Raw genomic sequence first — 11,908 nt, forward strand, 5'->3', positions numbered from 1 at the left:
TGTGGGGGGTGGGTGGGGGGGGCGGGGGGGGGCGGGCGCGGGCCGCCCCCCCCGGGAGGGTGCTCACTGCCCGGCGGTCACCGAGTAGGAGGTGAAGCGCACCACCTGGGCGGCGGTCGCGGCGGACGGCCGGTAGGCCGCCAGGCTCACCGACCCCGGGGCCTGCAGGGAGGCCGTGGTGTCGGTGCGGGTCAGCTGCGGCGCGGCCGGCTCGGCGGTGCCCGCACCCCACACCGTCGCGCGGACGGTCGTGGTGCCGGTGCCGCTCACCTGGACGCGCACGTTGAGCGCGTTCCCGGCCGTCCAGGTGCCCGCCGGGAGCAGGACCTCACCGCCCGGCCAGGCCTCCGTGCCGCCGGCCAGCCGCGACAGCGTCAGGCCGACCCGGCCGTCGGGCAGCACCCGGACGCCCACGCGGTACTCGTCGGCGCCGACCCGCCGGCCACCGACGTACACGTAGGTGCCGTTGCCGGTGGGGGTGGCGGCCAGGGTGAAGGCGGTCCGGACGTCGACCGCCGTGGCGGAGACGCCGGCCAGCTGCGCGCCGGTGTTGTTGCCGGCCGCCGGCAGGTTCAGCGCCGCCGCGCCGGGGGTGACGGACAGCCGGGTCGCCCCCGCCGTCGCCGTCCAGGCGCCACCGACGTCGGCGCTGCCCCAGCCGCCGTTCACCGTGCGGGTGAAGGTGTCACCGGCCAGCACCGCCGGGCCGGCCGGTGCGGTGACCGTGACCTCGCGGGTGGTGGTCGCCGTCGCGCCCCGGTCGTCGGTGACCGTGAGCCCGACCGTGTAGGTGCCGGCCGCCGCGTAGGTGTGCGTGGCGGAGACGCCGGTGCCGGTGGCTCCGTCACCCCACTGCCAGGCGTACCCGGTCAGCGTGCCGTCGGGGTCGGTGGAGTCCGCCGCGCTCGCCGCCGCGGTCAGGCCGGTCGCCGAGGCGGTGAACGCCGCGGTCGGCGGCTGGTTGGCCGCCGGCGCGGTGACCGTGATCGTCCGCTCGGTGGAGCCGGTCGCGCCGGCCGCGTCGGTGACGGTCAGCCGCACCGTGTAGGTGCCGCCGGCCGCGTAGGTGTGCTCGGCCGTGGCCCCGGTGCCGGTCGTCCCGTCGCCGAAGGTCCAGTCGTACCGGGCGATCGTGCCGTCCGGGTCCACCGAGGCGCGGCCGTCGAAGGACGCGGTCAGCCCGGTGGCGGCCGGGGTGAACGACGCCGTCGGGGCGGCGTTGGCGCCACCGGTGCCGGTCCGGCCCACGGTCCAGTGCCGCTGCACCTGCGCCGCGGTCAGCTGGGTCCCGTAGACGGCGACCTCGTCGAGCCGTCCGTTGAACCAGTCGGTGCTGCCGACCCAGCGGCCGTCACCGCCGACCCGCCACAGGCCGCGGAAGACCTGTCCGGAGCGCGTGTCCGCCTTGGTGCCGACCAGGGCGCCGTCGACGTACAGGGCCATCCCGGCCGGGCCCATCGTCGCGACGGCGTGGTGCCACGCGCCGTCGTTGTACGCCTGGGTGCTCGAGACGGTGGCGACCGACCCCGGCCACACCGAGAACAGCAGCCGGCCGGAGGGGTCCAGGTGGATCATCCGGTCGTGCGCGCCGCCGGTGCTGCCGGTCTCGACGTTGGTGAAGTCCATGAGCACGCCCCCGGTGGTCGACCGGGTGCTGAACCACAGCTCGGCGCTCATCGTGTCCGGCGCCTGGCTGCGGGTGGACTGGGCACCGGTGCCCTGCTCGGTGCCGTTGAAGGTCGCCGAGGCCCCGGGCACGGCGCCGCCCAGCGCCCCGGCGCCACCCTGGGTCACGCCGGTGCCGAACAGCAGGTCGTCGGTGCCGGCCTGGTCGGCGGAGCGGCGCGCACCGGCGGCCTCGTCGAGCCGCCAGTAGTGCCGCGGCGCGTCGGCGAGGACGGTGCCGGCGTAGGCGCTGCCGGCCGGGGCGGCCGAGGCGACCGTGACGGTGGCGTTCGTGCCGGACGCGGTGTTGCCGAACGGGTCGACCGCGACGATCCGGTAGGTGTAGGTCTGCCCGGGGACGACGTCCCGGTCCACCCAGGCCAGCCCCGGCCGGTCCCACCACATCGAGGCGGCGGTGGTCGTGAACACCGGCGCGGTGCGGTCCGAGCGCATGACGCGGTAGGTCAGGTTCGCGTTGTCCGGGTCGGACGTCGCCCGCCAGGCCACGCGCACGGTGCCGACGGCCGGCGACGTGACGGCCGGGTTGAGCACGGGGCCGACCTCGGGACCGATCCGGTTCGGCGCCGACGACGGGAGCGCGAAGCGCACGAGACCCTGCTGCGCGACGCCGTTGACCCGCTGGAACTCACCGCCGTAGACGACGTACTGGCCGTTGCCGCTGACGCTCCAGCCGGCCTGGTACTGACCGGTGTACGTGCCGCTGGGCATGCTCGGGAACCAGGCGAGCTGCGCCGGCGCCGGCTTGCCGACCCAGGCACCGCCGTAGAGCCGGTGCGCGGCGCCGCCGCTGCTGGCCGGGGCCAGCGAGACGGCCATGGCGAACTTGTTGACCCGCGGCGCCTGCTCGGGGAACCCGTCGATCTCGGCGCAGTGGTGCGGGTGGGCGGCGTGGTACAGCGCGCCGTTCATCGGGAAGCTCGAGTACGAGTCGCCGAAGCAGGTGCTCACCCAGTTGATCGCACCGTCGGTGGCGCGGACCGAGAAGGACCCCTCGAGGTTGCCCGGACCCCAGTAGTCGTAGGCGGTGCCGTACACGTTGGCGCCGTCGGTCGACAGGCTGTAGACGGCCGAGTTGATCCCCTGGTTGGTCAGGATCGTGTTGATCTGGTAGCCGCGGTTGGCGCCGGTGACCGGGTCGAGCGCGGTGATCGCCGTGGCGCGCACCCCGCCCATCGTGTCCCAGCGGCCGGCGGCGACGACCTGCGAGCCGTTGCCGGTCACGACCAGCGCCATCGCCGCGTTGCTCGTGGCGGTGTTGCCGTCGCGGTTCCACGGCCGGCCGGTCGGGCCGACGCCCGGCGTCGGCGCCCAGGGCAGCAGGCCGCCGTCGGACGCGCGGACGGCGGCCAGCCGGGTCCGGCTGACGCTGCCGACCGCGGTGAGGCTGCCGCCGAAGTAGACGGTGGTGTCGGTGGCGGCGATCGCGCGCACCTGGGCGTTGACGCTGGGCCGGAACGTGTCGACCAGCGCGCCGGTGCGGGTGTCGAAGGCCGCGATGCGGTTGCGGGTCACGCCGTTGACGGTGGTGAAGTCACCGCCGACGTAGAGCCGGGTGCCGTCCGGGGAGGCGGCCACGACCATCGCCTGCGCGTTGAGGCTCGGTGCGAAGCCCGCGACGAGCTCGCCGGTCCGGATGTCGTAGGCGAGCAGGTTGTTGCGCACCGTCTCGTTGACGCCCGGCGCCGACCCGGCGGGACGGGCCCGGGTGAACTGCCCGGCCGCGTAGACCGTGTTGCCGACGACGACCTGTGACCAGACGACGCCGTTGATCTGCACCGTCGGCAGCCCGTCGGCCGACACCGTGGTCGGGTTCGTCGCCGCCACCGGCGCCGGCGCCGAGTCGGCGTGCGCGGTGCCCGGGACCACGAGGGCCCAGCTGGCTGCGGTCACCCCCAGCGCCGCCATCGCCGCCATGGCGCGCGTGCGCACGCCTCTCCCCACGACTCGCATGAGTCCCCCCGCTCAGTTCCGCTGCGACCACGTCCGATGGGACGGTCGGCGAACACTGTCCGTGACGATCACGGCGGCAGCAAGGGGTGAAGGTGACACCCGATACGGTGGTCAGCTGCGTCTTCGCAGCCGGGACCCTCCCGGCTCGTCACCGAACGTCACCGGAGCTGACCCCGTGGGGGGAGGTCCCGGGAACGCCGACGACCCGTCGCCGCGGGTGCGGCGACGGGTCGTCGAGTCGTGCGGGAGGCGCGGGTCAGACCGCGCCGGTGAAGAGCAGCAGCGGGGCGCCGGCCTGGTAGCCGACCTCGACGGTGACGGAGTCGCGGACGTCGGCCGGCACGCTGAAGACGTACACGCCCTCACCGGTCGACCCCGGCTCCACCGACCCCACGAAGGGCACCTGCGAGGGGTCGTCCAGCGGGGAGGCCGGGGTGCGCTCGGGGCCGTACGAGAGGTTCACCGCGACACCGTCGAGCGACACGGCCTCGGCGGTGCCGTTCTCGATGCGCACGGTCACCCGCAGCGCCGGGCCGGCGATGTTGCCCGGGCCGACCGCGGTCCCGTCGATCGCCTCGATCGCGCCGATGGTGGCGACGATGCCGTTGCCCACCGCCGCCGGGGCGTCCAGCGGCACCTCCGGCGAGGACGGCGGTGGCTCGTCGACGTCCTCGGTCGGGCCGGTCGGTGTCGGCGTCGCGGGCGGCGGGGCGACCGTCTCCCCCGGTGCCGTCGTCGTCGGCGCGGCGGGTGCGGCCGTCGTCGAGGCGCCCGGTGTGGCGGCCGTGGCCGTGCCGTCGTCGCCCCCGCCGCCGGTCAGCACCAGCACCAGCGCCACCAGGGCGACCAGCACGGCGCCCCCGGCGCCGAGCAGCAGCCGCCGTCGCGACCGCGCGGTCCCCTTCCCTCCCGGGCCCGTCACGGCGTCCTCCCCCCTGCCCCGCCCGCGGCGGGCGTCGTCCCCGGTCACCGCTGCGCCGCCCGCAGCTCGTCCCACGCCGGCGACGGCGCGGGGACGGGGAGCGGCACCACGGTGCCGCGCGGCGGCTCGGGCGCCGGGCGCGCGAGCGGCCGGTCGGCGTCGGTCCCGGCCCGGCGGCCGCTGGGCCGGCGCGCCGGGAAGCGGCGGGCCGCCAGGTCCAGGGCCAGCCGCTCGTAGCCCTCGGCCACCAGGTCCCAGTCGTAGCCGGCGGCCAGCTCACGGGAGCGGGCGCCGTCGCGCGCGACGCCCTCGGGGTCGGCCTCGGCGGCGGCCAGCTCGCGGGCGACGTCGGCCGGGGTCCGGAAGAAGCGGCCGGCGTCGGCGACGACCTCGCGGTTGAAGGACACGTCGAAGGCGGTGACCGCCGCGCCGGCGCCGATGGCGCGCAGCAGCGAGGGGTTGGTGCCGCCGACCGAGTGGCCGTGGAGGTAGGTCGCGCAGTTGGCGTAGAGCTGGTCGAGCAGCTCCTGGTCCCAGACGCCGCCGAGGAAGCGGACCCGCTCGTCGGCGAGTGCGTGCACCCGGCGCGTGTAGTCGTCGCTGTAGGGCGCCGAGCCGACGACGACCAGCGGCTTGGCGGCGTCGCTGGCGGCGTAGCCCTCGACGATGACGTCGACGTGGTTCTCCGGCTCGAACCGGGCCACCACCAGGTGGTAGCCGCCGGGCTCGAGGCCGACCTCGGCGAGCCGGTGCGCGCCCGGGGCGATCAGCGGGGCGCCGTAGGTGAGCAGCGTCGTCGGCGCGGCGAAGGCCTCGCGGTAGTACTCGGCGATGCCCTCGGCGTCGGCGATGAGGACGTCGGACCAGCGCACGGCCAGCGCCTCGGCGGTCCGGTAGTAGCGGCGGCCGGCGCCGCCCCACTTGGCGCGCTTCCACTCGAGGCCGTCGACGTGCGTGGCGACCGGGATGCGGGCGGCGCGCAGCAGCGGCAGCAGCGGGGCGTTGGCCGCGTTGAAGACGATCGCGGCGTCGGTGCGGTGGGCCAGCAGGTGCCGGACCGACAGGGCGGTGTGGCTGAGGGTCTCCAGCGACCGGCGGCGGGCGGCGGGCAGGTGCACCAGCTCCATGCCGAGGTGCCCGGCCGGCGGCGGCCCGGCAGCGCCGGGGACCGTGCGGCAGTAGACGACCACCCGGTGCCCGCGCTCGACGAGCCGGCGGCCCACCTCCTCGACCGCCGTCTCGAAGCCGCCGTAGCGGGCGGGGACGCCACGGGTCCCCACCATGGCGATGCTCGTGCGGGCCATCGGTCGGTCCTCCGGGGGTGCGGCGCCTCGCGGGCGCACGGTCGGTACGTCGGACCTCCGCAGGAGGTCCGACGTCGATGCTGGTGAGCGAGGGGGTCCGGGCTCGTCCCCCGGCCGGGTGGGTCGGGGGTGAGGCGGGGGTGAGGACGGCTCAGTAGGCGCCGGAGCTGGTGACGACCGCGCGGACGGTCTTGGCGAGGATCAGCGTGTCGAGGGCGAGCGACCAGTTCTCCACGTAGCGGAGGTCGAGGCGCACGGCCTCCTCCCAGGACAGGTCGCTGCGGCCGGAGACCTGCCACAGGCCGGTCAGGCCCGGCTTGACCAGCAGCCGGCGGCTCACCGAGGAGTCGTAGCGCTCGACCTCGGCCGGCAGCGGCGGCCGCGGCCCGACCAACGACATCGACCCGCCGAGCACGTTGAACAGCTGGGGCAGCTCGTCGAGGGAGAACCGCCGCAACCAGCGCCCGACGCGGGTGACGCGGGGGTCGTCCCGCATCTTGAACAGCAGCCCGTCGCCCTCGTTGCGCTCGAGCAGCTCGCCCAGCCGGCGGTCGGCGTCGACGGTCATGCTGCGGAACTTGAGGATGGTGAACCTGCGGCCGTTCACGCCCACCCGCTCCTGGCGGTAGAGGACCGGTCCCGCGCTGTCCAGCTTCACCGCCACGGCCAGTGCGAGCAGGACCGGCGCGAGGAGCAGCAGCGCGACCGCGGCGGCGGCGCGGTCGACGCCGCCCTTGACCAGCCGGCCCCAGCCGCGGAACCGCGGCTGCTCGACCGACAGCAGCGGGAGCCCCTCGAAGGGACGGATGTGCAGCCGCGGGCCGGCGACCTCGATGAGGCCGGGCGCGACGAGCAGCTCGATGCCGGTCCCCTCCAGCTGCCAGGACAGCCGGCGCAGGTACTCGGCGGCGGTCTCGCTGGCGGAGGTCACCGCGACGGTGTCGGCCCCCAGCCGGGCGGCGGTGGCGACGACGTCGTCGAGCCCCGCGACCGGGACGCCCAGGGTGCCGGCGACCCGCGCCCGGCTGTCCGGGGTGACGCAGGCGCCCACCACCTCGAGCCCGGCGAAGCCCTGACGACGCACCGCGGTGGCCAGCTCGACCACGGCGCCGCCGCGGCCGACGACGACGACCCGCTTGGTGCACGCGCCGCGGGCACGCAGCCGGCGCAGTCCGCACCGCGCGGCGTACCGCCCGGCGAGCGTGAGGACGGTGAGCCCCGGGACGCCCAGCAGCACCAGCGCGTGGCTGGGCTGCAGCTGCCCGAGGAACGAGACGACGCAGGTCAGGGCCAGGAGCAGGAAACCCGCGCGGCCGACGCGGCGGTACTCGTCGCTGCCCGTGCCGAACACCCGCTCCTCGTGCGCGCCGGTGCCCACCAGCAGGAGGGGCCAGGCGAGGACGAGCGTGGCGGCGGTGAGGACCACGGGAGAGGCGGGCGACGTGCCGGCCGGGTGGGCCAGCACGACGGCGCCGGTGGCCAGGACCGCCGCGGTGAGGTCGAGCAGGTGCAGGACGGCGGAGTAGCGCCCGGCCCAGCGGCGGGTGACGGGACGGCCGACGGCGCGCAGGGCCTGCCGCGGTTCGGCGGCCCGGCGCGGGACGGGCAGAGCCCCCGTGACGGTCCCCGACCCGGAACCGGAGTGGTCCAGCAGCACGTCTCCCCCTGTCACTCTGGGTGCACGGAGGAGACGACCGTCACTGACGGTGCATCGTCACGACGCCTTGAGCCGCATCGTGTCCCCCGATACCCAGAGGACACTCACAGAGCGTCATGGAAGGGTCAATGCGGAGAGTGACGGTTCACCCGAAGGGGAGGGTCAGGTGCGCGGGTGGACGACGTTCTGCGCCGCCTCGAGACCGAGGGTGAGCAGCTCCTCGGTGGCGTCGGCCGCCTCGGCGACCAGCAGGTCGAGCTCCTTGCGCTCGGTGGCCGAGAAGTCGCGCAGCACGAAGTCCGCGGGGTCCTGGCGGCCCGGCGGCCGGCCGATGCCGACCCGCACGCGCAGGTAGTCCCTCGTCCCGGCGGAGCGGCTGATCGAGCGCAGCCCGTTGTGCCCGCCCTCCCCGCCGCCGCGCTTGAGGCGCACGGCGGCGAAGGGGATGTCGAGCTCGTCGTGCACGACGACGAGGTCGGTCACCGGCAGCTTGTGGTAGTCGAGCAGCCCTCGCACGGGGCCGCCGGACTCGTTCATGTACGTCGTCGGCCGGGCCAGGACGACGCGGCGGCCGGCCAGGCGCCCCTCACCGGCCAGCGCCCGGGCGCGGGCGCCCTTGCCGGCGGTGAGCTTCACGCCGGCCCGGGCGGCGAGCTCGTCGAGCACCATGGCGCCGACGTTGTGCCGGTTGCCGGCGTAGGAGGGGCCGGGGTTGCCCAGCCCCACGACGAGGAAGGGCCCCTCGGAGGGTGCGGACGCCGCAGGGGCGCCGGCGGTGCCGGCGCCCCTGCGGGTCGTGCTCTCGGTCAGTGGGGACCTCAGCTGTTCTCGGTCGACTCGATCGACTCGCCGCTGCCCTGCTCGAGCGGCTCGGGGACGACGTCGCCCTCGCCGGCGGCCTCCTGGGCCGGCGCGGACTCCTCGCGCTCGATGCCGGCCTCGGCCTCGGCCCCGCTGAGCTCGGCGTCGAGCTGCTCGGCGGTCGGGGCGCCCATGACGTTGACGACGAGGGCCTCGGGGTCGGTCAGCAGGGTGGCACCGGACGGCAGCGGGAGGTCGCCGGCGGTCACGCCCTCACCGGCACCGCGGCCGGTGACGTCGACCTCGATGGTCTCGGGGATGGCGGTGGCCTCGGCCTCGACGGAGACGGTGTTCAGCTCCACGCTGAGCAGGGTCTCGGGGCCGGACTCGCCGACGGTGACGACGGGGACGTCGACGGTGACGCGCTCGCCCCGGCGGACGACCAGCAGGTCGACGTGCTCGTGCTGGCGGGTCAGCGGGTCGCGCTGCACCGACTTGGTGAGCGCCAGCTGCTCCTGACCGTCGAGGACGACGGTGATCAGGGCGTTGGTGCCGCCGTTGCGCAGCACCGCGGCGAACTCGCGGGCCGGCAGCGACAGGTGGACGACGTCCTGGCCGTGCCCGTACAGGACGGCCGGGACGCGGCCCGCGCGGCGGGTCCGGCGGGCGCTGCCCTTGCCGAACTCGGTGCGGGCCTCGGCGACGAGGCGGAAGTCAGCCACGGTGGTGTGCTCCTCAACAGCGGGTGGGCCTGGGGCCGGCGGCCGGGCGCGGCACACCTCGCAGGAGCACACGCACGTCGATCACGGAGTACGGGCGACCGTCTCCCTCGCCGGGCGCCGACCAGCGTACCCGGTGCTCAGCTGGCGCCGCCGAAGAGGCTGGTGACCGAGCCGTCCTCGAAGACCTCCTTGATCGCCCGGGCCAGCAGCGGGGCGATCGAGAGGACGGTGAGCTTGTCGAACTGGCGGGCCGGCTCGATCGGCAGCGTGTTGGTCACGATGACCTCGCTGATCTTGCTGTTCTTCAGCCGGTCGACCGCGGCGCCGGAGAGGACGCCGTGGGTGGCACAGACGATGACGTCGGCGGCGCCGGCCTCGAACAGCGTCTCGGCGGCCTTCACGATCGTGCCACCGGTGTCGATCATGTCGTCGACCAGGATGCAGACGCGGCCCTCGACCTCGCCGACGACGCGGTTGGCGACGACCTCGTTGGGCCGCATCGGGTCGCGGGTCTTGTGGATGAAGGCCAGCGGGACGCCACCGAGCTTGTCGCTCCACCGCTCGGAGACGCGCACCCGCCCGGAGTCCGGCGACACGACGGTGATGTCGCGGTCGCCCCAGCGCTCCTTGACGTGGTCGACGAGCAGGTCGAGGGCGAAGAGGTGGTCGACCGGGCCGTCGAAGAAGCCCTGGATCTGCGCGGTGTGCAGGTCGACCGTCATCAGCCGGTCGGCGCCGGCGGTCTTGAACAGGTCGGCGACCAGGCGGGCGGAGATGGGCTCGCGGCCGCGGTGCTTCTTGTCCTGCCGGGCGTAGGGGAAGAACGGCGCGACGACGGTGATCCGCTTGGCCGAGGCGCGCTTGGCGGCGTCGACCATCAGCAGCTGCTCCATGAGCCAGGTGTTGATCGGTGCCGTGTGGCTCTGGACGATGAAGGCGTCGCAGCCGCGGACGGACTCCTCGAAGCGCACGAACAGCTCGCCGTTGGCGAACTCGTAGGACGCCGTCGGCGTCGGCGTGACCCCCAGGTGCCCGGCGATCTCGGCCGTCAGCTCGGGGTACGCCCGGCCGGAGAAGAGCATCAGGCTCTTGCTGGTGGTCTGCCGGATCGCACTCATCGGCTCACTGCCTCACTGCTCGTGGGTGGCCTCGGGGTCCGCCGGCCGGTCCGGTGCGTCGCCCGCGGGCCGGCTCCCGGCCGGGTCCTCGGCCGCTGCTGCTGTCGCTGCCGCCGCGGCCTGCGCGGCTGCGGAGCCCGGGCGACGGCGTCCCACCCAGCCTGCCACATTGCGCTGCTTGGCCCGCGCCACACCCATGGCCCCCGGCGGGACGTCCTGGGTGATCACCGAGCCCGCGGCCGTGTAGGCACCGTCCCCGACGGTGACCGGCGCGACCAGCATCGTGTCCGACCCCACACGGACGGCGTCGCCGATCGTCGTGTGGTGCTTGGCCACGCCGTCGTAGTTGACGAAGACGGTCGCCGCGCCGATGTTCGCCCCGCGGCCGATCGTGGCGTCGCCGACGTAGGACAGGTGCGGCACCTTCGACCCCTCGCCGACCACGGCGTTCTTCGTCTCGACGAAGGCGCCCACCTTGGACCGCGCCGCCAGCCGGGTGCCCGGCCGCAGGTAGCTGAACGGGCCGACCGCCGCCCCGGGCCCGATCTCGGCCCCGGTGGCGTGCGTGCGCACCACGGTGGCGCCCTCCCCCACCGTGCAGTCGGTCAGCGTGGTGTCCGGGCCGACGGCGGCGCCGGCCGCGACCGTCGTCGTCCCGTGCAGCTGGACGCCGGGCAGCAGCCGGGCCCCCGGCAGCACGGAGGCGGTGACGTCGACCCACGTGGTGGCCGGGTCCACGACGGTGACGCCCGCGACCATGAGCGCGTCGAGGACGCGGTCGTTGAGGGTGCGCCGCCGCGCGGCGAGCTCCCGCTGGTCGTTGCAGCCGAGGACGTCGACCGGGTCCTGCGCCGCGACGGCGGCCACCGGGGCGCCCCCCTCGACCAGCGGCGCCAGCGCGTCGGTCAGGTACTGCTCCCCCTGGGCGTTGTCGGTGGACAGCCCGGCGAGGACCCGCCGCAGCGTGGCGGCGTTCGCGACGTACACGCCGGCGTTGACCTCGCGGATCGCCCGCTGCTGCGCGGTCGCGTCCTTCTCCTCGACGATGGCCCGCGGCGCGCCGTCCTCCCCCCGGACGATCCGGCCGAGGCCGGTGGGGTCCCCGACCTCGGCGGTCAGCACGGTGAAGACGCTGCCCGCCTCGTGGTGGGCCGCCACGAGCGCGGCCAGGGTGCCGGTGGTGAGCAGCGGCGAGTCGCCGTTGACGACGAGCACCGGGCCCTCGAGGTCGGGCACGGCCTCCAGCGCCACCTGCGCCGCGTGCCCCGACCCGCGCTGCTCCTCCTGCACGACGGCGCGGGCGTCCGGGGCGACGGCGGCCAGGTGCTCCTCGACCGCCTCGCGGCCGGACCCGACGACGACCAGCGTGGTGCCCGCCGCCAGTGGTGCGGTCGCGGCGAGGACGTGGCCGAGCATGCTGCGCCCGCCGAGCTCGTGCAGCACCTTCGGGGTGGTCGACCGCATCCGGGTCCCCTGACCGGCGGCGAGGACGACGACGGCGGCGACGGACTGCTGCGGGCTCACGGATCTCCTCGACGACGGGTGGGACCGGGTGGGACGTCGCTGGGGGACTCGGACTCGAACCGAGACCTCCCGGCTCCAAAGGCCGGCGGGCTGCCGATTACCCCATCCCCCACCGCGCGCCGTCTCCGCACGGCAGCGCGTGGGACGAGCCTAGGGGGCGCGTCCGAGGCGGGCACGGGAGCCGCCCGGACCGCGTCGTCCCCTCGGGGAGCGGCCCTCCCTAC

8 protein-coding genes and 1 tRNA gene are annotated in these 11,908 nt (G+C 75.5%); all 9 read right to left on the minus strand.

Features of this window, described 5'->3' with window-relative positions; genetic code table 11:
- Positions 1-63 precede the first annotated feature (63 nt).
- The 9 genes from ACI79Z_RS02855 to ACI79Z_RS02895 all read right to left on the minus strand — a co-directional run bounded on the left by ACI79Z_RS02855 (position 64) and on the right by ACI79Z_RS02895 (position 11,796).
- Positions 64-3,615 (minus strand): PKD domain-containing protein, encoded by a 3,552-nt coding sequence (locus ACI79Z_RS02855; protein ID WP_456901640.1) that lies wholly within the window; start codon positions 3,613-3,615, stop codon positions 64-66.
- Between the two features lie 277 nt (positions 3,616-3,892).
- A complete protein-coding gene (locus tag ACI79Z_RS02860) occupies positions 3,893-4,558 on the minus strand; it encodes a hypothetical protein (protein WP_456901641.1) in 666 nt (221 codons plus the stop codon).
- A gap of 44 nt (positions 4,559-4,602) precedes the next feature.
- Positions 4,603-5,862 (minus strand): DUF1972 domain-containing protein, encoded by a 1,260-nt coding sequence (locus tag ACI79Z_RS02865; RefSeq protein ID WP_456901642.1) that lies wholly within the window; start codon positions 5,860-5,862, stop codon positions 4,603-4,605.
- 151 nt (positions 5,863-6,013) lie between these two features.
- Complete coding sequence (locus tag ACI79Z_RS02870) at positions 6,014-7,519, minus strand: sugar transferase (RefSeq protein ID WP_456901643.1); 1,506 nt, start codon at positions 7,517-7,519, stop codon at positions 6,014-6,016.
- A gap of 162 nt (positions 7,520-7,681) precedes the next feature.
- Complete coding sequence (pth, locus tag ACI79Z_RS02875) at positions 7,682-8,245, minus strand: aminoacyl-tRNA hydrolase (RefSeq protein WP_456901644.1); 564 nt, start codon at positions 8,243-8,245, stop codon at positions 7,682-7,684.
- Between the two features lie 92 nt (positions 8,246-8,337).
- On the minus strand, positions 8,338-9,042 hold the full coding sequence (locus tag ACI79Z_RS02880; protein ID WP_456901645.1) for a 50S ribosomal protein L25/general stress protein Ctc: 705 nt from the start codon (positions 9,040-9,042) through the stop codon (positions 8,338-8,340).
- A gap of 137 nt (positions 9,043-9,179) precedes the next feature.
- The gene (locus ACI79Z_RS02885) at positions 9,180-10,160 is read right to left on the minus strand and encodes a ribose-phosphate diphosphokinase (protein ID WP_387987923.1); all 981 of its coding nucleotides are present in this window, start codon (positions 10,158-10,160) and stop codon (positions 9,180-9,182) included.
- A 12-nt stretch (positions 10,161-10,172) separates the two neighbouring features.
- The gene (glmU, locus tag ACI79Z_RS02890) at positions 10,173-11,684 is read right to left on the minus strand and encodes a bifunctional UDP-N-acetylglucosamine diphosphorylase/glucosamine-1-phosphate N-acetyltransferase GlmU (protein ID WP_387987924.1); all 1,512 of its coding nucleotides are present in this window, start codon (positions 11,682-11,684) and stop codon (positions 10,173-10,175) included.
- A 39-nt stretch (positions 11,685-11,723) separates the two neighbouring features.
- Positions 11,724-11,796 (minus strand) — tRNA-Gln (locus ACI79Z_RS02895).
- Positions 11,797-11,908: the final 112 nt, after the last annotated feature.

It is taken from the genome of Geodermatophilus sp. SYSU D00663 (genome assembly GCF_054050655.1).